A 24,178-nucleotide genomic window follows, 5' to 3' on the forward strand; every position below is an offset into this window, starting at 1 on the left:
CTTTTTAGTATATAAAATCTTTTTTTTCGTTCTTTTTTGCTTAGCCAAAAAAGAACCAAAAAAGGCTATTTACTTTTTTGTAAAAAAGTAAAATAAAAAACAATTACAATCTTGGTGGGATTACTTTTTATTTCTGTGATTGCATTATAATATTTTTTAGATTTTTATTATTATAATTCATTGTATAATGAAAGGTACGATGCCGCACCTACAGTGGACTATCTGAAATATTAAGAAATACGGTGCGGATCGTCGCTACGGCAAGTAGTTTTTGTAAAAAAAGAAGACAAAAAAACAATTTTATTATTGTTATGTTCGCCGAAACCTATAAATGTATTCCAGATAAAGCTGTAATACGGTTTCGGCGAACTATTATATTATTTAGGGATTACTTTTTATTTATATGTTTGCATTATAGAATGTTATATCTTTTTATTTTAATATTATTGTTGTATAATGAAGAGTAATCAGCCGCACTTACATTGTATTATCTTAAAGGTTAGGCGATACCGTGCTGCTTGGCGGTGAGAAGCGTACCGGCGAATATAAGGAGTAATTTATTATGAATAAACCTAAAATAGTAGTGCTTGACGGAGCTATATTGAATCCAGGAGATATATCTTGGGGAGAAATTGAAAGCATATCAGATTTAACAGTTTATGATAGAACAGATTATGATAAAGTGCCTGAAGTAGCTAAAGATGCTTGGGGTATATTGAACAGCAAAGTTGTTATTGATAGAAAATTAATGAAGTCATTGCCTAATTTAAAATATGTAGGAATGCTTGCAACAGGGTATGACAGCGTAGATATTGAAGCTGCCAAAGAATTGGGGATTACTGTTACAAATGTTAGGGGATACGGTCCTCAGTCTGTGGCTCAGCTTGTAATGGCTTTTGTATTATCGCTTTCTTTTAGGATAGTTGAACATAACAATCAGGTTCATAATGGCGATTGGGTAAAATGCAAGGCTTATTCTTTTAGTTCTTATCCTTTAATGGAAATAGAAAATAAAACTATGGGTATATTTGGTTTCGGCGATATAGGAAAAGAAGTTGCAAAAATGGCTTCGGCTATGGGTATGAAAGTTTTAGTTTATTCAAGAAGTAAAAAAGAAAATGTTGAAAATGCTTCTAGTATAGATGAGCTTTTTGAGAGATCCGATTTCTTATCGCTCAATGCACCTTTAAATAAAGAAACAGAAAATATTGTCAATAAAGATTTGCTTTCAAAGATGAAAAAAACAGCATTTTTAATTAATACTTCAAGGGGAGGAGTAATAGTTGAAAAAGATTTAGCATATTCTCTTAATAATGATATCATAGCAGGGGCAGCTTTAGATGTGCTTTCAAAAGAGCCTCCTACAGCAGATAATCCTCTGCTTACAGCTAAGAATTGTTATATAACTCCGCATTTTGCCGGAAATACTCTAGAGGCTAGAACAAGACTTATGCATAAAGTTTATGAGAATATAAAAGCATTCTTAGAAGGAAATCCTATAAATGTTTTAACTAAATAAAATTGATTAATTATTATATAAAATATCTTTTAATGTATTTATAAGGATATTATTTATTTTATTAGTAGATATTGTAACTCTTAGAAAATCAGATAGTATGTTTTCTTTATCATATTTTTTTACGAATATATTTCTTTTTATAAGTTCTTCGTATATATAATCAGATTCTTTATTTACATGTTTTATTAAGAGGAAATTTGCTCTTGAAGGTATTACGATAAAACCTTCTTTGCTCAATATTGTATCCAATCTCTCTCTTTCCAAAACTATATCGAATATATTATTATACGAAGTTTTTTCATCTTGCAAGGCTGCTGTCATTATAGTTTCAGAGATTTTATTTACTGAGTATTTCTGTCTTAATTTTGACATATTTTCTATATTTTGAGAATTAGATACTATAAAGTTAATATTAAGTCCTGATATAGAATGAGAATGTGCAATGGATCTTATTATAATTAAATTTTTATATTCATTAATTAATTTGACAGCACTTTCACCGGCAAAATTGATATATGATTCATCTATAACATATATTCCTTCATAATTTTTTAAAAACTCTTCTATTTCTTTTATATTTATAAACATACCTGTTTCTGCATTAGGATTGCTTGCTATTATAATTGAATTTTTATTTTTGATATTGTTTTTAAGAGAAATATTATAATCTTCTCTAGCTTTAATTATATCATAATGCATTTTATAATACGAAAAGATCATGATATATAAATCTCTGTAAGGCTCCTGAAGAAATATTTTATATTTATCATAAGAGTTGATAATGCATGCAAAAGCCTCATACATACCATTAACAGAAATTATATTATCATTTTCTATATTAAGATATTTAGCCATTTGCTCATCTAATTTCTGCGGGCTGTACTCAGGAAAGAATCTTAGAGATTCAATATCAAATTTCTCAAGCTCTTTAATAATATTTTTTGACGGCTTGTATGGATTTTCATTTTTATCTAAAAAAATTTTTTTGTTCATTATTGTTATGCTCGCCTACGCCCAAAGAATTTACTTAATAAATTAAGTCACACGCTGTGTACCTTCGGTAATTGCTTCGGCTCGCTTATTTTATTGTTATGCTCGCCTGCACACAAAGTATTTACTTCATAAATTAATTCACACGCTGTGTACCTTCGGTAATTTCTCAGGCTCGCTTATTTTATTGTTATGCTCGCCTGTACACAAAGTATTACTTAAATAATTAACTCACACACTGTGTACCTTCGGTAACTTCTCAGGCTTGATTATTTTATTGCTATGCTCGCCTACGCCCAAAGAATTTACTTAAGTTATTAACTCACACACTGTGTACCTTCGGTAACTTCTTAGGCTTGATTATTTTATTGCTATGCTCGCCTACGCCCAAAGAATTTACTTAAGTTATTAACTCACAATCTATGTCAATGTGTCTTGCTTAGCTTTCTAATATTTAAAATGTATCATTGATAATTATCTTAATATTTTTAAATTAGTTTACACTTTTTAATTTTATGTTTAGTTAATGTAATATTTTTATTAAGTATGTATTATGTTTAAATAAATAGCAAATCTTGTCGATAATTATGTTAGGTTGATCATTCATAAATCAGCTAAAATTTTGTATATTATATCTTAAATTAAGAGGCAGATTTCAATGTCAGTAAAACAGGTTTCCGATCAAGAAATATTATCAATGTATTTAAACTATGAAGCAGTGGAGAAAGGATTATCATCAAATACTTTAGAATCCTATAAAAGAGATATTGTGATATATCTTGATTTTTTAAACAGAAATAAAAAATCTATTTTAAAAGCTACAAGAAAAGATATTGAAAAATTTTTAAGCGAAAGAAAAGAACAAGGTTCAAAATCCAGAACTGTAGCTAGAAACAAAGTAAGCATAGTTAATCTTTATAAATTTTTGGTTATGGAGAATTATATTTCTAAAAATCCTACAGATAATTTAGAGGTTATACGCTTAAAAAGGGTATTGCCTGAATCACTTACAACAACAGAAGTAGATGATTTGCTTTCAGTTCATAATGAAAAGACTGACAAGGGATTAAGGGATAAGGCCATATTTGAGCTTATGTATTCTTCCGGACTTAGAGTTAGTGAAATTTGCTCTTTAAAGATAGATGATATATTTTTTGAAGGTAAGTATTTAAAGATATGCGGTAAGGGAAAAAGAGAGAGAATAGTACCTATTAATGACAGAGCTTTAGATATTTTGCAAAGATATATTCAAACCAGCAGAGTCATAATGGTTAAAGGTAAAAAGACTTCGGAATTATTTTTAAACTTTAGAGGAGATAAGATTTCAAGAGTAGGTATTTGGAAAATAGTTAAAGAGGCGATGAAAAAAAGCAAAATAGAAAAGAATATTTATCCTCATACTTTAAGACATAGTTTTGCAACACATCTTATACAGCATGGTGCAGATTTAAGAGCAGTACAGAGAATGCTCGGACATTCTGATATCACTACAACAGAAATTTATACGCATGTTGATTCTGCACATCTTAAAAAACAAATATCAAAACACCCTAAGCATTCTAAACATGCTAGACAAAATACTAATATATAAATAAAATATTACGGATTGGAAATAATAAATGAAAAGAAGCATAATAGCCACAACAATATTACTACTTATATCTATATCATTGGTAGCTTTGACTTTTGGTATAGGCGAAAGAATGACAATAGTCAGTTACAATGATAATGATCCTAATTATATTTTTGATGAAACAGAAAAAAATCATAGGATAGATATGTATAATCCTGATTCTCTTTCTCTTGTTACATCAAAGCCTATATATGATTATGATTTATCCGTAGATTTAGAAGATATATATACTGAAGAAGAAATCAGTGCGGATTCTGATATACAATATTTAAATCAAAATATGCTTCTTAGCGATGAAGATTTAAGCAGTGAAATGCCTAATCCGAATGTGCTTCCGGCTATGGCATTTAATGCTAATAATGTAGATAAAGCTGCAGATAAGCTAAGTGCGTCTGTAGATATGGCAATACAAAATTCAAGAAGCAGAGAAGCTCCTAGAGTAGCAATAGATTTATCAAAAATATCAGTATTCAGATATGAGCCTGTAGTTATTAATGCTTCTGTATATACTGAGGATGTGGTACAAAATATAAGCATATATGTAAGATATAAAAAAGATAAAATAGTTAGAGTGAATGGAGATGAAAGATATTCTATAAATGTATTTAAAGTAAAAAATGCAGAGTATAAAGGAACTTATCTTCATCCTTTCGGAGGAGCTTTAGGAGAATATCAGGCTGTAGTATTGGTTCAGACTAAAAATGGTGTTTACGGTTATACTAAAGATTTTACAGTTAAAGGAAGACAGTCTCCTCCTGCTAAAGAAACTAAAAAGATAGCAACATTAGAATATGCTATAGATTTAACAACTAAAAAAATACCTAGTGTAGAAACAGGAGAGCCTACTACTTATGATGCTATATATGATTGGATTAGATATATGAAATGCGATATGTTCTGGGCTATAGGAGGTCAGACTACAGGCTGGACTTCAGGAATTACTCCGGAAGAGCCTTGGGCTAGAGATATGATTAAAAACATAGAGAATCTTGCTTCCAGCAAAGCTAAAGGTAATGTTGAGCTTGGTGCTTATGTTATGAGCTATTTTGCGGCAGGCGGCGGTGCCAGAAAAGGCGGCTATGATGTTTCTATAGGGTATAATTCTGCTACTCAGAGTCTTGTGGAAAGCAGACATATATCTTTAGATGATCCTAAGAGAGTTCAGGATATTATAGATATATTAAAAAGATATGATTCTAATCCTAATATATCATATTTAGGTCTTGACTTCATAAGAACAGGTGAGGTTGATGGATATGAGATGGTTGATGAGATGGTTGAGCTTACAGGTGTTTATGTGCCTGCTAATTGGTCTACTATGAGTAAAGCTGCTCGTATGCGTTGGCTTGCTGTTAATAGAGGCAGAAAAGAAATAGGTATGAAATGGAGATGGTTCAGAGCTCATAAAGAGTCTTTAATAATAAAAGCTATAAAAGATTCGGGAATAAGAAAAAAATTATGGGCATTTACTTTGGGCTGGAATCATGGTCAGGAACATGGTCAGGATCCTTATATGTTCTTTGATGCTGGTATAGACTATGATGCAGTTATGATATATGAAGCTAGCCGTCCTCAGCATGTAAGTATGCTTGCTGCTTGGCCTCAATACTTATCAGGCGAATATAATGTACTAGTTGGAAATATGATAGATAATAGACTTCAGGACGGAAGTTTAAGACCGGAACTTGAATATATGAGAAGAGTATATGAATCTGAAGCTAAGTTTAATAGAAGCAGCAGAATAAGAGGAGTATTCTTCCATGACATATCAAGAATGTTATGGTCTAAATTTAGAGGTTCAGGAAATAGTATAAGAGAATGGGCTAATATAAATGCTTCTATTGTTTCAAGAATAGAAGAAAAATATTCAGAAAACCCATTTAATGTTACTGTAAAATTAGATGAGAGAAACAGAACAGGTGTGCTTACTATAGTTAATAGAACTTCCAAGAAACAGAATGATGTAACTATAAAAACAGATTTGGCTCAGGCTCTATCTACTATAGTGCTTGATACTGAAACTGTTGATATTGAAGCTGGGGAAACTGTTGAGATAGGATTCAGATATGCTTATGGCAGAAGCAGATATTCTTCGCTTATGTCATTTAGAGTTGCTTCTTCTTCAGGTGAAGAGAATGTTGCTGTTGCTTATACTTTACTCAATTCTTTAAGACCAAAACCTAAGCAGGAAGAAAGTGCTACTTTAGCGAAAGGTAATGAAGATAAAAAAGAAGAAGATGAAAAAGTAAAAGATAATTAATGAAAATATAATTAAAAATAGGAAGTAAAAATTACTTCCTATTTTTTTATTTAAAAAATATTAAAATGTTTAATTATAAATTGATAAAAGTTTTTGAGTGTATTATTTCTATTCATTAAAAATTTAAATAAAATTATATACAAATAAAAAATTTATATTGCTGTATATAAATAATATTTTATTGTCTATCTTAAAAAAATATTATATTTTTTCTTTTTGATTTATTCTGCCCGCCCACCCGCCCCAATATCATATTTGTTTTTTAATCTTTTATATAATATCTATATCCGGATTCTTTTAGAGCTTCTTCAAATACTTTATCATCTAATTGTTTTTTAGTTAATATTGCAGCTTCTTCATTATCAAAACTTACCTTTGCATATACATCTTCAATCTTGTTAAAATTGTTCTCTATTATTTTGGCACAATGATTACAAGTCATTCCGCCTATTTTAATTATTTTTTTATATGGGTAGTTTTTTTTGTTTTTATCTTTTACTTTAACTTTTTCTATAATTTGAGATGTATTCTCCGATGAACAGCAGCTGCCTGATTTAATCTTTTTTATATAGTTCATTACAGAGATTATAGCTATTATAATTATGATTGATATTATTATTATGCTTTCCATTGTTATCTCCAAAGTTTGATTATTATAAAAAATGTTATAATATTCTAACAATTATACTGCTATTGTCAATAAAATTTTATAAAAAAATACTTATATATGTTTAATTTTAAGTTTTAAATTCCGTATTTATTAATAGTATAAATTACTTAAGGAAATTAAAATGAATAGATATATATTATTAATTTCATTTTTTATTATATTAATAAGTTCATCTTTAGCTTATTCTCAGAATAATAGAGATAATAATTCTACTAATGCTTTAAAAAGCAGATTATTTTTTACAGAAAGAGATAAACTAACTTCTAAAATAAATATATACACATCTTGGAAAGAAACATACAAATATTTGAGAGATAATAGATTTAGATTTTATAAAAGAGCAGGAAGAACTTTGACATTAGAATTCAGATATAAATATCCTAGCAGCTTACATGTTAATAACGGCACTCCTATTATATTCACATTTGATGATGGAAGTACAATTCAATTAACTAATATACAAAAGGTTATATATAATCCATATTTAATGGGTGATATTAATTATTATGATGTTGAAGTAAGATATAAATTTAATCAAGACAGTGAATTTGAAAGTTTTACTAGTAAATCTATATCAAACATAAGATTTAATTTTATAAATCAATTTGGTGAAGAAGATTATGAAGATATAGGCATATCTATATTGACAACAAGTAATTGGCAGGAAATATTCAGTGCCTTCAAAAACGGTATTGATGCTTTAGAAGAATTGCAGGGAACTAATAATACTTATTAAAAAACAGAGTTAAGTTTGTTATGCAGATATAAGTTCATTATTATATTAATTTGCATGCCATTAAGTCTTGTTCTATAGAATTGCTTAAAAACTCCACAAAGACATCATATAGTATAGGATCTAATTTTACATGTTTTTCTATAAAATCTTCTCTCATTATGTTTAGAGCTTCTTCAGGAGTGAATGTTTTTCCGCCTCTATATTTTCTGGCAGGATCTATTAAAGCATCGTATACATCTATGATTTCAAGCATTTTAGCAGGGAAATAAGCAAAAGCCTCGCATTCATCTATAGCTTTAGCATCATAAGTCATTATTCTTTGTATTTGGAAATTAGGATATTTTTTTAATTTTAAAGCATGTAAATGTTCATAAGGTCCATATCCTAATCCGTAATATTCATGGTGTAAAGCTACTGTAAGTATAACCTCAAGCGGATATTCAGAAGTTTGACTTACTAAAGCATAGCTGTTAAATAAGTGTTTTTTTATTCTTTCATAATCTCTTCCATTTGCTCCTTCAAAATAGTCTAAATCTTTAACTTTACCTATATCATGAAGCAAAGCACCGACAGAATAAAGATTCATATCTTTTTCTTCTATAATTTTAATACCTTTATCTATACAATCTTCAACAGTTGCTAAGTTTTTATGTATTCCTTCTTTATTGAATACAGCTTCAACTTGTTCATAAAATTTTTTATATTTATTAGTATATGAAGTTCTAATTTTATGTACTAAATGTCTTCTGTTTATTAAATTATTGTAGAATACCATAAAATTTACATAAGATATAAATACTCTGTTAGAATGAGACATAACACCGCCGTCAGAGTAATTTCTAAGTTCATCAAATACTTTTTGTGTTTCTGTATTTGCAGCAAGCATATCAACTATAGTAGTAACCAAATTTGTAGTAGTTTCAGTTATTTCCTGATTTTCTATTTTAGCCTGTTCCTGGGTGATTTCTTCTCCTTTAATTTTTTGAATACTTTCAAACATAGTAACTTTAGCTATAAGCCCTACATCATTTCCAACATTTACTATTTCCTGAGCTGTGTTTTTATTGATTCCTGTTGATTTATCTACTGAAATTTCTTTTAATTTATCATCATAATTTTTTATAGTGTTAACTTTTTCTTTATAAGTCATTTTAGAGATTTCAGATATTCTTTTACCCATCTCTTTTTCTGACTCTTTAGGTGTTCTAAATACATAAGGAGCAGGCTCATTTGAAGTATTATTTGAATTATTTGTTTGAGTAATAGATTTGAATTCTTCTATAAACATAGAAAAATTTTTGGGTATGTATATTTTTATATTGCTGTATTTTTCATTATCAATTATTAAACTTAATTGTTCGGTAGGAAACACTACAAGTTTCTTTTCTTTATCTAATCTGAATAACGGTATATTATGAGCAACCAGCTGATCTTTTATGGATTTTATTTCTTTTACTGTTAGAATATCATATTTTTCTATCAAATCATTCATTATAAAAAACTACCTCAAACAAAAATTATATAAGATTTTTCACATTATATTATATATTATTTTTTTAAAAAAAGAAATATAAAAAATTATTTTTTTATTTTAACACCCGGACAAGCTCTTTTGAATTTTCCTGCTATTAAATTACCATTTTTATCCATATATTCTTTCCAATATGGAAAAGTAGAACATTGATTAGGTTTGGCACTATTAATAGTACATCTATTATTTTCATCTAAAAAGGTACAAGGTTTATCTTCTGTTACTTTTATATAATAACCATATCCTTCTTCATATTCTAAATATTTATTAATAAAAACTAACGGAGATATTTCTAATAATTTAGAAGCTCTTTTTATATCATCATCATTAAAAAATACATATCCTTTTTCACGGCAGCATATACCGCATCCTGTACATGAAAATGTTAATATTGCATTTTTATTATTTTTGTTTAATTTATTTGATTTTTTCATTTTATTGATTTTACTGTATTGTATTATTTTAATATAGAATTGGCTTGAGTTTTTATTGTATTAGCTAGATTTTGTTTACCCATTTTTAAGTACATTTCAGAAACTTTTATGTAATCATTATATAAGGCTCTTTTCTCAGAATCATTCATATCTTCAATTTTTTTTTTACCCCCAGAGGGGAGCCTAATATCTATATTAAAAACTATACTGTCAGGATTATTATTTATAATATTTTGATTAAGCACCGCTATTGAAGGCCATCGTCTGCTGTCCCCAAGCTCGGAGGTGGCTATTGATGATAGTGTATCAGTCCACTTTGTTTTATAGGTATCTGTTTGGTATGCTAATGTATTATTATTTGCCTGATTATTATTAGCAGATGCATTAGTATTTGCAGCTGGTGGATTAGGCGGAGGTGTTGGAGGAGTAGGCGGAGTTATTTCAGGCTCTTTAGGAGGGGTAGGAGTTGTGTTATTAGTCTGCGGTCTTACTGCATTAGTTTGAGTATTTACTGTATTATTAGTCTGCGGTCTTACTGCATTAGTTTGAGTATTTACTGTATTATTAGTCTGTGGTCTTACTGCATTAGTTTGAGTATTGACTGCGTTATTAGTCTGTGGTCTTACTGTATTAGTTTGAGTATTTGCTGCGTTATTAGTCTGCGGTCTTACTGTATTAGTTTGAGTATTTGCTGCGTTATTAGTCTGTGGTCTTACTGCATTAGTTTGAGTATTGACTGCGTTATTAGTCTGCGGTCTTAATGTATTAGTTTTAGGTGTGTCAGAGTTATTAGTGATTGATATAATATTATTTGTTGCTAAATCATTTGTATTTAATGTATTATTATTTGTAACCTCTTCATAGAAGTTATCATCAATTTCATTATTTTTTCCTGAGAAGAATTGAATACCTAAGAATGATAAACCTAATATTATAATTATAATCCCAATTATAGGTACAATTTTATTTGATTTTTTATTATTTTCTATAGAATGCTCCGGAGCTGCATAAGGTTCTGCCGGTTTTTTTTCAATTTCAGGAAGAGAAGAGCTTTTTAATTCATCTTCTGTTTCTATAATTTTTATTTCTTTATCTTTTAATTCCTGAATTTTTTCATTGATTGTTTCTTTTAATTCATCTATTTTTGATGAAGAATAATCTTTGTAGCTTTCTACAGAGCTGTTTTCACTTATTGTAGGTGCATCTTTTATAGCAGAGTCAATTTCTTCCTGATTAAATTTAGATTTCTGAATATGCTCATCCTCAGTAGGTATAACAACAGGTCTTTTAAATATATCGCTTTTACTGTATGTTGCTTTTTCTTCTGCTTTAACACTATCAGCATTATTTTCTATTTTTTCAGGTTCATTAGTTTCGGCCTCTGTTTTCTCTTCTGCAATTTCATCAAGTTTTTTATCTTCTTCTGATGATATTAATTCTTCTTTAATTTCTGTATTTTCTGCTTCTTCTTTTTCTTCTTTAGTATCAGAAATATCAGAATCTTTATTATCAGATATTTCATTATTTTCAATTTTTTCATTCTCTTCGGTTTTTTTATCCTCATCTTTGTTATTTTCAAGTGTTTCAAATGAGTAAACAGGAGAATTATTATCATGAACTACTGATGAAGATATATTTTCATTGCTTGATGCAGTATCCTCTTCATCTTTTTCATTTTTTATATTATGAGCTGCAAATACACTGCTTATAATAGGTTTAGATGTATTTATCTCTTCATTTTTATTAATATTATCTAAATTATCATCATCTACTATGGCTATACGCTTTTTTACGCTAACAGGTCTTGATACATTTTTAGATTTTGCTTTTATAGCCTCTTTAAGAAGAGTTATTGATTCTCTTTCTGTTTTATTTTCAGTATTTTCGGTTTTGATTGATTCTATTTTTCTAACAGGAGTTGAAGTTTTAAGAACTATTTTTCTTTCGGCAGTTTTTATTTCAGATGTTGCTTCTTTGATTATATCTTTAAAATCTTTTTTTTCATCATCATTATTTTTTTTAAGAATAGAATCGGAAGCTTTTATTTCAGGCTTATTTTCTTTTATTTCTTCTGATTTTTCAGTTTCAGATATTTTTTTTTTCAGCTTTTTCAGCAGTTTTTTTTAGCTGCAGTTTTCTTTACAGTATCTTCTTTCTTTTCAGCTTTTTCAGCAGTTTTTTTAGCTACAGTTTTCTTTACGGTATCTTCCTTCTTTTCAGCTTTTTCAGCAGTTTTTTTGGCTACAGTTTTCTTTACAGTATCTTCCTTCTTTTCAGCTTTTTCAGCAGTTTTTTTGGCTGCAGTTTTCTTTACAGTATCTTCTTTCTTGTTAGAAGTCTTTTTAGCTGAGGTCTTTTTTACTTCCTTAACTTCTTCTTCTTTTTTGTTTGTTGTAGTTTTTCTTGTTGCCATATTTTCACTCTGTTATATTTTGTTTTCTATTTATTAATATGTTTTTTATAGTATTCATTGTTTTCTCATCAAATATGTTTTCAGTTATATTTCCTCGCTTTAATGAATCTATAAGATATTTATTTAAATTTATATCTTTATTAAGGTTCTTTTCTTTAGCTATATAAATATAATTACACATAGATAGAATTATTCTAAGCCGATTTCCATCAGAAGAATATTTATCTATTAATTTCTGAGGTTCATCAATACCCAAACAACTTAAATTATAACAAACTTTAAAGAAAAGTTTATTAGTAACCTGTTTAATTTGAGTATCTTTTTTAACTTTTTTATTTATAGTATAGAGTATAGAAAAATCTCTAGCTTCAAAATTACATACAGTAGCATAAAATTTTTCTTGATAAGGCATAAGATAATGATGACTTTTTGCCTTAGATTCTACTCTAGTAATAAATCCCTTTTCTTCCAAAACATCTAATGATTTAACTATAGTGGCATTTCCTCCTATACCTGCTTCATTTAATATTTGGGAATGAGTAGTTTTAGCTATACCAAGTTCATAATCATAATTAGCAACTAAAGTTCTATATACTTCTTTAGCTGATAATGGTAATTTCTTCCAAGTATTGTTTTCTGTTATAGATTTTGGAATAAAAGAACACATTGATGCTATTGATAAAAATGTGTCTTTATCTATTGTTTTTAATTGTGCTTTATTGATTATATCTAAAATGTTTTCCAAAATTCTACTCCAATATTCTATATAATATATCTAAATGAATATAAAATCAAGTTTTAAAAAATATTTTGTTTATCTATTTTTTTAACATTGTTTTCTATAATTTGGGATTTTTTTATCGGATTTGTTTTTATTAATTTTATTTTTATGTTTTTTATAATAGAGTTTTTTCAAAAGTAGTTTATAAGATTGTATAACAATTTTTTATAAATTACAGAAGTAATGTTTTATATGTTGTATAATTTGTTATTTTAACATATAGATATGCATTTATACTCTTCGATAGGCTGTTTTTTTAGTTATGCATAATATTGACTGACTTGTACTTTGTAGGTCTAGCCTCCATAATTAAAAATTAGTTTTTAAATAAATATAATGATTTTCAAAAGTGTGTAAAAAAATCTATGAATTTTTAAGATTTCATTATTTTTTTAAATAATATTTTTGAAATTCACCGAATTTTGATTTTTTTAGGATAAGTTTTCCAAAAATAGACTAAAAATTCCCCAAATTTGAAGTTTTTTAACCTTTTTTGAGTATCATTTTTTCTAAAAAAGTAAAAACATATTTTAATTAGCATGAAACAAGTATTATATGTATGATAAAATCTTTATTTTACTAAAAAAAATTGAAAAAATACAAAAAACGGCTTTGTTTAGTATTGTGTTTTTTTAGCTGTATGCTATAATAATAAAACAGTTGATGAGAAACAAAAAACAAAACATCAGCTGACACAAACAAAATAAAAGTTCTTTGAAATATGGATAGCAGAAGCAATTTAAGAAAAACACAACTGGTGTAAAGAACTTAAATAAGTTCTATGACCCAATAGTTACAATTTGTAACATTTCTTTAAGTAAGTAAATCTTCTATTCAGTAGAATAGTAAAATAAAGAATCATTTCAGATTCACAAAAAGTGAGTATGGAGAGTTTGATTCTGGCTCAGAGCGAACGTTGGCGATGCGTCTTAAGCATGCAAGTCGAGCGGACTTATTCGGGCAACTGGATAAGTTAGCGGCGAACTGGTGAGTAACACGTAGGTAATCTGCCGTAGAGTGGGGGATAACCCATGGAAACATGGACTAATACCGCATATACTCTTACTACACAAGTAGAGTAGAGGAAAGGAGCAATCCGCTTTACGATGAGCCTGCGGCCTATTAGCCTGTTGGTGGGGTAACGGCCTACCAAAGCTACGATAGGTAGCCGACCTGAGAGGGTGACCGGCCACATTGGGACTGAGATACGGCCCAGACTCCTACGGGAGGCAGCAGCTGAGAATCTTCCACAATGGACGAAAGTCTGATGGAGCGACATCGCGTGAGGGATGAAGGCCTTCGGGTTGTAAACCTCGGAAATTATCGAAGAATGAGTGACAGTAGATAATGTAAGCCTCGGCTAACTACGTGCCAGCAGCCGCGGTAATACGTAGGAGGCAAACGTTGCTCGGATTTACTGGGCGTAAAGGGTGAGTAGGCGGACTTATAAGTCTAAGGTGAAAGACCGAAGCTCAACTTCGGAAACGCCTCGGATACTGTGAGTCTTGGATATTGTAGGGGATGATGGAATTCTCGGTGTAGCGGTGGAATGCGCAGATATCGAGAGGAACACCTATAGCGAAGGCAGTCATCTGGGCATTTATCGACGCTGAATCACGAAAGCTAGGGGAGCAAACAGGCTTAGATACCCTGGTAGTCCTAGCCGTAAACGTTGTACACTAGGTGCTTCTATTTAAATAGGAGTGCCGTAGCTAACGTCTTAAGTGTACCGCCTGAGGAGTATGCCCGCAAGGGTGAAACTCAAAGAAATTGACGGGTCCCCGCACAAGTGGTGGAGCATGTGGTTTAATTCGATGATACGCGAAAAACCTTACCTGGGTTTGAATTGTAAGATTAATGATTTAGAGATAAGTCAGACCGCAAGGAGATTTTACATAGGTGCTGCATGGCTGTCGTCAGCTCGTGTCGTGAGATGTTGGGTTAAGTCCCGCAACGAGCGCAACCCTCACCCTTTGTTGCTACCGAGTAATGTCGGGCACTCTTAGGGGACTGCCTACGTTCAAGTAGGAGGAAGGTGGGGATGATGTCAAGTCCTCATGGCCCTTATGTCCAGGGCTACACACGTGCTACAATGGCAAGTACAAAGAGAAGCGAGACCGCGAGGTGGAGCAAAACTCAAAAAAGTTGCCTCAGTTCGGATTGGAGTCTGAAACTCGACTCCATGAAGTTGGAATCACTAGTAATCGTAGATCAGAACGCTACGGTGAATACGTTCCCGGGGATTGTACACACCGCCCGTCACGCCATCGGAGTTGGTTTTACCTGAAGTCGTTAGCCTAACCGCAAGGGGGGCGGCGCCGAAGGTGGGACTGATGATGAGGGTGAAGTCGTAACAAGGCAGCCGTACCGGAAGGTGTGGCTGGATCACCTCCTTTATTCGGAGATTGTCCGACTTAAATCTTACTGCTATTCATATTTGAAAGAATTTTTCCATATTATATTTTTTATACCTCGTTAATAAACTAGCCATCTAGGCTGGTTTTTTTGTGCTTTTTATCTAAAAAAATCTATTTTTTTTAGATATATAGTAATTATGAATAATATTATAGCTAGACTTTTTCTAATTAATTTATTACTATAAAATTATTGATAATTTAGTAAATTTCTTATAAATATTTTAAGATCCTTTATAAACAGCTATAATATTAGATATGATTACTTTAATATAATATTAAATATTTTTATAAAACACTTGTTTTTTTATTAATATTAGTTACTATATAAATAAAAATATTTTAGGTTTTAACTTATGAAATTTATATTTTCCAGATTTTTTATAGGAAGTATTGTAATACTGATAGGAGCTTATATTCTACTTCAGTATGTTTTTCATATCTATATTCCTGCACTTGCATATACTCCGGTATTTACTATAATAGTATCTATTTTAATAATGGTTTGGGGCTGTGCTATACTTGTTGGCAGAGGTTTCTATGCATCTAAAATACTTTTGGGACTTTTTGTTATATGTGCTGGAATATATATACTTATAAGATACTGTTTTAATATTAATATGCCTTTTATATTATATACGCCAATATTTAGAATGATTATAGGTATGATAATAATATTTTTGGGTGTTTATATATTGTTTGGAATGCATTATTTAAGAGACAGCATACCTAAAAATAATAAAACTAAATATGATGTATATTTTAAAACAGATAGTATAGATTTATCTGAATTAGAAATAGATAGAAACAGAACTATAGATATTAATACATTTTTTTCTGATACTGTTGTTTTAATAAGTGATAAAGTGCAGGTTCATATAAAGGCATCAAGTGCTTTCGGATCTGTTTCACTTCCTACAGGTGACAGTGTAAGTTTTGGAGAGACTAATTTTATTATGGGAAACTCTGATAAAATACTTTATTTAAATGTTAGTTCAGCATTTGCACAAATAAGGGTTCTTTATAAATGAATATATTATTGTCAGGCAGTAATTAATTTATGCATATAATATCAGGAAATAAAAAGGGAAGAAAAATAACAACTCCCAAAAGGGATTTTAGACCTACACAGGGTAAGGTTAAAGAGGCTTTTTTTAATATTATTGATATAGAAAATAAAACTTTTTTGGATTTATGCTCTGGAAGCGGTGCTATGGGGTTTGAGGCTTTAAGCAGAAATGCTAGGTTTGTAACTTTTATAGAGATAGACAGAGAGGCTGTAAAAACTATATTTTCCAATGCTAAAACTATATTCGATAATGATGAAAATCTCTATAAAATAAAAAGAGTATCAGCTGAAGATTATGTTAAAAAAACTGATGATAAATTTGATGTTATATATTTGGATCCGCCTTATCATTCAAAAATATATTTTGATGTTATAAATAATATAATAAAAAGAAATATGTTACATGATAATGGAGTTTTAGCTGCAGAGTTTGGGGCGGATTATTATAAAAAGTTCTTAGACAATGAAGATTTAAAAAACATGATATCGGGTATTATGAAGTATGATATAAAAACCTATGGAGAGAGTGTATTAATAATATTTAAGTATATATGAAATTTTAAGTATAAAAAAAGAGAGATACCTTAAACAGCATCTCTCTAAAATTTTCATAAACCTTAATTTATGTTTAATCGTCCCATTGCTGACCCATTAATTGACCATTAGCAGCTATATATAATTCCATCATATTATTAAGTTTTATTTTGTAGTTACCCCATTCTTTTTCAACATCTATCATTCTAGCCTGAGGATAAGTTCTTCTAAGAGTATTAGCTACAGCCTGAGGCAATACGCTCATAGGTACTCCGTTATATTCTCCATCTATATTAAGCCAATTACCATTAGGCATAAAATCTATAGAAGCTCCATTTGACAGCTTAACTTCAAATTTACCGTCATCTCTTTCAACTTTCCATATCTGAGCATTAGGATAAACTCTTCTTATGAATGTTCTTGCTTTTTGAGGTAATGATGAAGCTGGTACTACCCAATCAGCAAAAAGGCTTGAAGTTGATATAATAGTTAATGATATTAATAAAGCTAATAATTTTTTTGTCATAATGAATCTCCTTAATTTAGTTGTATTTTTCAATAATCTCCTGTAAATTATCTTTACAATTATAAGTATATCAGAAAAAGGATTTATGTCAATGGAATTTACTCTAGTTTTACATTTTTTTTACAAAATATAGTAAAATTAATATATTTATAAAACATATAATACTTAGTATATAATTATATAAAGATAAATTAAATGATAGTAAATATTATTTACTTTTACTATTATTTTTTATTAATGGTTTATAAAATAAATAAATATGTATAATTTGATTTTGAGAGATTAAAATATGAAAAAAAAGATTTGTTTTTCTATACCAATAATAGTAGTAGCATTAATAATATCGATTTCATTTTATATGTCAAGAAGTAAATATATAACAGCTACTGTAGTAATAAGCGATACTATACTTAATATAACAGCAGAGACTTCTGATAAGAATATGGATAAACTTATAGAAAGTATTACAAATGAAATAAATAGGCTTGATAATATGATAAATTCATATAATACTTCAAGCGAAATAGGAATAATAAACAAAGAAAGTTTATCAGGAAAAACTGAAATAGAAATTTCAGATGAAATGGCACATATATTTACAACAGGATTAAGATATTCAAAATTAAACCCATCTTTTGATATAAGTGTAAGACCTTTGATAGAATTATGGGGATTTGGAGTAAAAGAAAATCAGACAGTACCGTTAAAAGAGGATATAGATAATGCTTTATCTGATATAGATTATTCAGCTGTGAGTATAATAACAAATGATGAAAATAAGAGCATATTAAAATTATCAAAGCCGTTAACATTTGATTTTGGATCTTATGGTAAAGGTTATATAATAGAGAAATTAAAAAATATATTTGCAGAATATAATATAAAGAATTATTTAATAGATTATGGCGGAGATACCTATGCAAAAGGAGTTAATAGCAGAGGCAAGCCTTGGGTAATAGCAATTAGAAATCCAAGAAATGATGCTGACGGATATTTAGGGCTTTTAGAAACCACAAATTCTACAATAGTAACAAGCGGAGATTATGAGAGGTACTTTACTCAGGACGGCACTAATTATCATCATATAATAGATGCAGAAATAGGATATCCTACTTATAATACAATATCTGCTACTATAGTTCATACAAATGCTGAAGAAGCTGATGCACTATCAACAACAGCATTTTTGATGGGTACTAACTTCTTTACAAATGAGGCTTTTAAATATAAAGAGGCTTATATTGTAACTCCTCAGGGTGAATTATTTATAGTAACTAATGATAATTTTTAATATATATACTTTAAATTACAAAAAATATATATATACTATAGAGCATATATATTTAATTTGATTATAGAGGTTTTATATGGCTTTTTTTGATTTAAGTTTAGAAGAACTTTATAAGTATAAGGGAAGCGGCGAAGAGCCTAAAGATTTCGATGAATTTTGGCTTGATACTTTAAATGAAAATAATCATAAAACAGAGACTGAATATACTTTAATAGATACGCATTTAAAATTGTTTGATGTATGGAATGTATCATTCAAAGGTTATGCATCTCATAAAATAAATGGTTGGTATATAGCACCTAAATATGCAAGAGAGAATAATGAGAAATTAACTTGTATAATGTGCTATCCGGGATACGGCGGCGGAAGAGATTATCCTAATAAACATTTACTTTTTCCTTCAGCAGGATACAGCGTATTCGTAATGGAGGTAAGAGGACAAGGTGCAGAAGGCGGAAACGGAGCATCAACTCCTGATCCTGTGGGTTCAACCCCTCATGCTGACGGATTTCTCACTATGGGAATATTAGACAAAAAAGATTATTTTTATAAAAGAGTTTTTATAGATGCTTTTAAATCCATTGAGGCTGCAAAAGAGCATTCTCTTACAGGTAAAATTGCTTTAAATGGTACTAGTCAGGGCGGAGGTATATCACTTGCTCTTTTAGGACTTTCAGCACTTAAAAAAGAAAAAATTGAAGCTGCTATGATAGATGTTCCTTTCTTATGCGATTATAAAAGAGCATGTACAATTACAGATACTTTGCCTTATAATGAAATAGCAAGATTCTGCAAAACTAATAGAATGCATGAAAAAACTGCTTTTGAAACTTTATCATATTTTGACGGAAGTTTCTTTGCTAAAAGGTCTAAAGTGAAGGCTTTATTTTCAGTTGGTCTTATGGATATTTTATGTCCTCCTTCTACTGTGTTTGCTGCTTATAATAATTATGCAGGAGAAAAGTCTATTAATGTTTATACTTTTAATGGACATGAGGGCGGGGATAATGAGCAGAGTGAAAGAAAATTAGAATTTTTGAATTCATTAAATTTATAGTTTTATAATTATTACATATTATACATATATTATCTGCTATTATTTATGTAAATAAAATATGTTGATAATATTTGTATATATGTTATATTATTATATATAATAATAGGTATTGATGGATATGGTATGAAGATTGTATCTGGCAGATTTTTTTCTAAATCTGAACTAAGAAATAGAATATTGAGAGATGTGGTTATTTCCATTTTGTTCTTGTTTATAATCATTTTGGTTTATATGCAGATTAGAAGCCCTATACCTATAAAATTTATTTTTAAATCACTTTTTCAAGATGTAAAAACTTCAATAGTAGAAGAATATTCTAAAATATTTTATCCTACATACTATTTTTCTATGCAGATGACGCCTATATTTGATATAGTTAATCAGGCTCCTGAGGCATATAAAATCTTAATAACTAATTTCTTTCCAAAGCATACTTTTATAGAAAAAGCAGCAATGCAGGTAGGAAACAATTATATGTCTATTACCAAAGAAGGAAACGGATATAAAGTTGTCGGGCATATTGTAACGAACAGCAGCAGCAATCAATATTCATCTGTTCCTTTTGAACAGCTTAGTATTGATTCTTTCTATATAAAAGACGGTAAGCCATATATACATTTAATATATATAGCTAATGAAAATATAGCTTTTGAATATATTTCTCAGTTTAATGTAAATTTTAATGATGTAGAGCTTAGAGATATTAATGACATGTATGCTTATCTCATAACAGGCAACAGCAAAATTACTTTTCCTATATCATATTCTGCTACAAATGAGATGAAAGATAATTTGGATTATAATACAATAGCTGATATTATGACTGATGAATTTAATGGAACCAATGAAGATATGATAAAAGTTTCATATAGGGATAATAATTATTGGGGATATAAAGGTACTTTCTCAGTTGCTGATAATAATATAGAAATAGGCATAATCATTCCGGAAAAGGCTTTAATCAGTAAAATACAAATACCTATAATATTATTCTTGGTTGTATTTATAATTATTACTGTAGTTATAATAGTGATGCTTGCAATACATTATATCAGGATTATAGAAGAATTAAAAAGAAATCATATGAATATAACAAAAATAATAGAAGAGGGTGAAAATACTAATGTAGAGTTTAAATCCACATTAAGATATGACAGTAATACAGAAAAAATAAATAAAGCTTTAGAAGAAGTGATTATGAAATCTATTGCGGCATTCAGCAATACTGAAGGCGGAAGATTATTTATAGGAATTGCTAATGATGGGCAAATAATAGGACTTGAACATGATTATTCTACATTGAGGCAGCCTAATAGAGATTTTTTTGAGCTTCATTTAAGAACACTTATAGAAACATATTATGGCAATGCTTTTTCTGCTGAGGGAATAAGAATTGACTTTGTGGATCATAACGGAAAAGATATATGTATTGTTTATATAAGAAAAGGAAGAGAACCTGTATACACTAAAATAACAAATAAACAAGGTGCTAAAGAAGAAAAATTTTATATAAGAGTTGGAAATTCTTCTAGGGAAATTGCAAATGCAAGCGAAATAATAGCTTATGTAAAAAAACATTTTAGGTAATTAAAATGTTTTGATTTTAATTTAGAAAAAACATTTTAGGTAATTAAAATGTTTTGATTTTAATTTAGAAAAAACATTTTATATAATTAAAATGTTTTATATATCTAACTTGACTATTAAAATATATATTATATAATAATTATTACTAATAATAAAAAGGAGTGTTTATATATGTCTGTATATGATAGTATCATAATAGGCGGAGGTCCAGCTGGTCTTTCTGCTATGCTATATTTGGGAAGAGCTTTAACAAATTCTATTTTGATAGAAAAGAAAGGTATTGGTGGTCAGATGATGAGTACTGATTCTGTTGAGAATTATTTAGGTTTTCCTGAAGAAATGAGTGCATTTGAGCTTGTAGCAAGAATGCAGCAGCATGCTGAAAAATTCTCTAAAAATGGAATAGTTTATGATGAAGTTATAAAAGTAGAAAATATTAAAGATGAAGTGAAGAAAGTTATTACTGCTGATGGTAAAACTTACGAAACAAAGACTATAATACTTGCTATGGGCGGATTCGCTAAAAAATTAGGAACAAAAGGCGAAGATACATTTGGAGGAAGAGGGGTTTCATATTGTGCCACTTGCGACGGTGCTTTTTACAAAAATAAAACTGTTGCTGTAGTTGGAGGAGGAAACAGTGCTTTTGATGAGGCTTATTTCCTTACAAGATTTGTTAATAAAATATATTTAGTTCATAGAAGAAAAGAATTCAGAGCTGAACCTATAAATGTTAAGCATTTAACAGACACTGGAAAAGTAGAATATGTACTTGATTCTGTGATAGATGAGATTTGTGGAGACGGTAAAGTTAATAATATAAAAATAAAAAATGTAGTAGACGGTTCTATACATGATCAGGCTGTAGACGGTGTATTTGTTTTCGTAGGTCAGGAGCCTGCAACTCATTTCTTAAAAGACACAGGGTTAGAATTAAATGATACAGGACATATAGTTACTGACATGTCTACAATGGAAACTAATATTCCTGGAGTATTTGCCTGCGGAGATTCTATATTAAAACCTGTTCGTCAGGTTGCTAATGCTGTTGGAGAAGGTGCTGTTGCTGCTATGAGCGTAACTCATTATTTAAGCAAGGCTTGATTTTTTATTTGACAATTTTTAATAAAAAAGAGTTTAGCTTTAATAAGTTAAGCTCTTTTTTATATAAATATGATTTAATATTTTAAAATTTTAGTTATTAAAATTAAATCTGTACTGCAAAGCCTCTGTTATATGTTCTACTCCTATAATATCTTTGTCATCTAAGTCGGCTATAGTTCTTGATACTTTCAATATTTTATTATAGCTTCTAGCACTCATTGAAAATCTTTCCATAGCCATATTAAGTAAATTTTTAGCTTTATCATCTAATATGCAGAACTTTTCAGTATCTTTTATCCCCATAGATGAATTAGAGAATATTTTAAGTCCATTATCTTTGAATCTTTTCTCCTGTTTTTTTCTAGCCTCAATAACTGTTTTACGCATAGAAGCAGAACTCTCGCCGTCTGCTTTTGAAGTCATTTTAGCATACTCAACGGCACGAACTTCTATTGATATATCTATTCTATCGAGTATAGGACCTGAAAGTTTAGCTATATATTTTTTTCTAGCTATATCAGAGCATCTGCAGGTATGTTTTTCATCTCCATAATAACCGCAAGGACAAGGGTTCATAGCTGCAATTAAAGTAAAATTAGCAGGAAAAGAAATACTTCCATTTGCTCTGCTTATTGTTATAGTTTTTTCTTCCATAGGTTCTCTTAATGTCTGAAGTGCTGAGCTTTGAAACTCTACAAATTCATCAAGAAATAAAACTCCATTATGTGCCAATGTTATTTCTCCAGCCTTTATATTTCTGCCTCCGCCTACTAAACTTACATAAGAAGAAGTATGATGGGGTATTCTAAACGGACGTTTTTTTACTATGGGCATGTTTTTAGATAATAGTCCGTAAGAAGAATAAATTTTAGTAACTTCAAGGGCTTCTTCAAAGGTGAGAGGAGGAAGTATTGTAGGTATTCTTTTTGCTATCAAAGTTTTACCGCATCCGGGAGATCCTATCATTATAAAATTATGTCCGCCGGCTGCTGCTATCATTGCTGCTCTTTTAGCATATTCCTGACCTTTAACATCTGAAAAATCTATATTTTCATTTTCTTCGCTATTAAAATTAAATTTACCTTCTGATATGATAGGGGCTTTTTTTCCCTCTATTGCATCTATTGCCTCTTTTAAAGTTTTTACAGGGTATAGATTAAGTCCTTCAATGATATTAGCTTCTTCTATATTATTAAATGGTATAACAGCATTTTTTATACCTAATTCCTTAGCATTTAAAAGCATTGAGAATATTCCTTTAACTTCCCTTACACTTCCGTCAAGAGCCAATTCCCCAAGTATTATAGTTTTATCCATAAAGTCAGAAAAAAATATCTGAGCACTTGAGGATAGTATTCCCAAAGCAAATGCCAAATCATACATACTTCCTGTTTTCTTTAAATCAGCAGGGGCTAAATTTATAGTTATCCTTTTAGGAGGGAAAAATCTGTCGCTGTTGTTTATAGCAGCAATTACTCTCTCTTTTGCTTCATTTACTGCCTGATCCGGTAATCCTACAACATCGAATTTAGGCAAACCCTCAGATATATTAACTTCTATTACAATAGGTATTCCTTCTATGCCGTAAAGAGCTTCTGAATATATTTTTGTATGCATATAAAACTCCAT

General features: G+C 29.5%; 20 protein-coding genes and 1 rRNA gene. 12 read left to right on the top strand and 9 right to left on the bottom strand.

Annotated features, from left to right (window positions below; all coding sequences use genetic code 11):
- The first annotated feature begins 562 nt into the window (after positions 1-562).
- Positions 563-1,519 carry a D-2-hydroxyacid dehydrogenase gene (locus A966_RS02390; RefSeq protein WP_008722142.1) on the top strand — a complete coding sequence of 319 codons (957 nt, stop codon included), beginning with the start codon at positions 563-565 and terminating at the stop codon, positions 1,517-1,519.
- Between the two features lie 6 nt (positions 1,520-1,525).
- On the opposite strand, the gene A966_RS02395 is transcribed toward A966_RS02390, so the two are convergent.
- On the bottom strand, positions 1,526-2,512 hold the full coding sequence (locus tag A966_RS02395) for an aminotransferase class I/II-fold pyridoxal phosphate-dependent enzyme (protein WP_008722144.1): 987 nt from the start codon (positions 2,510-2,512) through the stop codon (positions 1,526-1,528).
- A 655-nt stretch (positions 2,513-3,167) separates the two neighbouring features.
- On the opposite strand from A966_RS02395, the gene xerD reads away from it, so the two are divergent.
- Together xerD and A966_RS02405 are read left to right on the top strand one after the other, a co-directional pair.
- On the top strand, positions 3,168-4,100 hold the full coding sequence (xerD, locus tag A966_RS02400; RefSeq protein ID WP_008722146.1) for a site-specific tyrosine recombinase XerD: 933 nt from the start codon (positions 3,168-3,170) through the stop codon (positions 4,098-4,100).
- A 28-nt stretch (positions 4,101-4,128) separates the two neighbouring features.
- Positions 4,129-6,402, top strand: coding sequence for a hypothetical protein (locus A966_RS02405; RefSeq protein ID WP_008722148.1), 2,274 nt, complete (start codon positions 4,129-4,131; stop codon positions 6,400-6,402).
- 262 nt (positions 6,403-6,664) lie between these two features.
- Here the strand turns inward: A966_RS02405 and A966_RS02410 are convergent, their stop codons facing one another.
- On the bottom strand, positions 6,665-7,033 hold the full coding sequence (locus A966_RS02410) for a heavy-metal-associated domain-containing protein (RefSeq protein ID WP_008722150.1): 369 nt from the start codon (positions 7,031-7,033) through the stop codon (positions 6,665-6,667).
- 160 nt (positions 7,034-7,193) lie between these two features.
- Here A966_RS02410 and A966_RS02415 point away from each other — a divergent pair, with 160 nt between their 5' ends.
- Positions 7,194-7,808 carry a hypothetical protein gene (locus tag A966_RS02415; protein ID WP_008722152.1) on the top strand — a complete coding sequence of 205 codons (615 nt, stop codon included), beginning with the start codon at positions 7,194-7,196 and terminating at the stop codon, positions 7,806-7,808.
- A gap of 40 nt (positions 7,809-7,848) precedes the next feature.
- On the opposite strand, the gene A966_RS02420 is transcribed toward A966_RS02415, so the two are convergent.
- From A966_RS02420 to A966_RS13700, 3 genes are all read right to left on the bottom strand, one after another.
- Positions 7,849-9,300, bottom strand: coding sequence for an HD-GYP domain-containing protein (locus tag A966_RS02420; RefSeq protein ID WP_008722154.1), 1,452 nt, complete (start codon positions 9,298-9,300; stop codon positions 7,849-7,851).
- Between the two features lie 86 nt (positions 9,301-9,386).
- Positions 9,387-9,773: a YkgJ family cysteine cluster protein gene (locus A966_RS02425; RefSeq protein WP_008722156.1), complete on the bottom strand. Its 387-nt coding sequence runs from the start codon at positions 9,771-9,773 to the stop codon at positions 9,387-9,389.
- Positions 9,774-9,796: 23 nt separating this feature from the next.
- Positions 9,797-10,018, bottom strand: coding sequence for a hypothetical protein (locus tag A966_RS13700; RefSeq protein WP_008722158.1), 222 nt, complete (start codon positions 10,016-10,018; stop codon positions 9,797-9,799).
- Positions 10,019-11,546: 1,528 nt separating this feature from the next.
- On the opposite strand from A966_RS13700, the gene A966_RS02435 reads away from it, so the two are divergent.
- Positions 11,547-11,900: a hypothetical protein gene (locus A966_RS02435; RefSeq protein WP_008722160.1), complete on the top strand. Its 354-nt coding sequence runs from the start codon at positions 11,547-11,549 to the stop codon at positions 11,898-11,900.
- On the opposite strand, the gene A966_RS02440 is transcribed toward A966_RS02435, so the two are convergent.
- Together A966_RS02440 and A966_RS02445 are read right to left on the bottom strand one after the other, a co-directional pair.
- A complete protein-coding gene (locus A966_RS02440) occupies positions 11,884-12,186 on the bottom strand; it encodes a hypothetical protein (RefSeq protein ID WP_008722162.1) in 303 nt (100 codons plus the stop codon). The two genes, A966_RS02435 and A966_RS02440, sit on opposite strands and share 17 nt — an antisense overlap.
- A 4-nt stretch (positions 12,187-12,190) precedes the next feature.
- Positions 12,191-12,931 carry a hypothetical protein gene (locus A966_RS02445; RefSeq protein ID WP_008722164.1) on the bottom strand — a complete coding sequence of 247 codons (741 nt, stop codon included), beginning with the start codon at positions 12,929-12,931 and terminating at the stop codon, positions 12,191-12,193.
- Between the two features lie 917 nt (positions 12,932-13,848).
- On the opposite strand from A966_RS02445, the gene A966_RS02450 reads away from it, so the two are divergent.
- The 3 genes from A966_RS02450 to rsmD all read left to right on the top strand — a co-directional run bounded on the left by A966_RS02450 (position 13,849) and on the right by rsmD (position 17,005).
- Positions 13,849-15,363 (top strand): 16S ribosomal RNA (locus A966_RS02450).
- A 374-nt stretch (positions 15,364-15,737) separates the two neighbouring features.
- The gene (locus A966_RS02455; RefSeq protein ID WP_008722166.1) at positions 15,738-16,412 is read left to right on the top strand and encodes a hypothetical protein; all 675 of its coding nucleotides are present in this window, start codon (positions 15,738-15,740) and stop codon (positions 16,410-16,412) included.
- A 29-nt stretch (positions 16,413-16,441) separates the two neighbouring features.
- Complete coding sequence (gene rsmD, locus A966_RS02460) at positions 16,442-17,005, top strand: 16S rRNA (guanine(966)-N(2))-methyltransferase RsmD (protein WP_008722168.1); 564 nt, start codon at positions 16,442-16,444, stop codon at positions 17,003-17,005.
- A 73-nt stretch (positions 17,006-17,078) separates the two neighbouring features.
- On the opposite strand, the gene A966_RS02465 is transcribed toward rsmD, so the two are convergent.
- Entirely contained in the window at positions 17,079-17,510 is a 432-nt protein-coding gene (locus tag A966_RS02465; protein ID WP_008722170.1) for a PepSY-like domain-containing protein, read from the bottom strand.
- Between the two features lie 289 nt (positions 17,511-17,799).
- Between A966_RS02465 and A966_RS02470 the strand changes: the two genes are divergently transcribed.
- From A966_RS02470 to trxB, 4 genes are all read left to right on the top strand, one after another.
- Positions 17,800-18,801 carry an FAD:protein FMN transferase gene (locus A966_RS02470; RefSeq protein ID WP_008722172.1) on the top strand — a complete coding sequence of 334 codons (1,002 nt, stop codon included), beginning with the start codon at positions 17,800-17,802 and terminating at the stop codon, positions 18,799-18,801.
- A 76-nt stretch (positions 18,802-18,877) separates the two neighbouring features.
- Positions 18,878-19,858, top strand: coding sequence for an acetylxylan esterase (locus tag A966_RS02475; protein ID WP_008722174.1), 981 nt, complete (start codon positions 18,878-18,880; stop codon positions 19,856-19,858).
- Positions 19,859-19,981: 123 nt separating this feature from the next.
- Positions 19,982-21,445 carry an AlbA family DNA-binding domain-containing protein gene (locus A966_RS02480; protein WP_008722175.1) on the top strand — a complete coding sequence of 488 codons (1,464 nt, stop codon included), beginning with the start codon at positions 19,982-19,984 and terminating at the stop codon, positions 21,443-21,445.
- 171 nt (positions 21,446-21,616) lie between these two features.
- On the top strand, positions 21,617-22,549 hold the full coding sequence (gene trxB, locus A966_RS02485) for a thioredoxin-disulfide reductase (protein ID WP_008722177.1): 933 nt from the start codon (positions 21,617-21,619) through the stop codon (positions 22,547-22,549).
- A 90-nt stretch (positions 22,550-22,639) separates the two neighbouring features.
- Here trxB and A966_RS02490 read toward each other — a convergent pair whose 3' ends face one another.
- Positions 22,640-24,166, bottom strand: a complete 1,527-nt coding sequence (locus A966_RS02490) for a YifB family Mg chelatase-like AAA ATPase (RefSeq protein ID WP_008722179.1) — start codon at positions 24,164-24,166, stop codon at positions 22,640-22,642.
- Between the last annotated feature and the right edge of the window lie 12 nt (positions 24,167-24,178).

The sequence above is a fragment of the Brachyspira hampsonii 30446 genome (genome assembly GCF_000316195.1).
Classification (GTDB): domain Bacteria; phylum Spirochaetota; class Brachyspiria; order Brachyspirales; family Brachyspiraceae; genus Brachyspira; species Brachyspira hampsonii_C.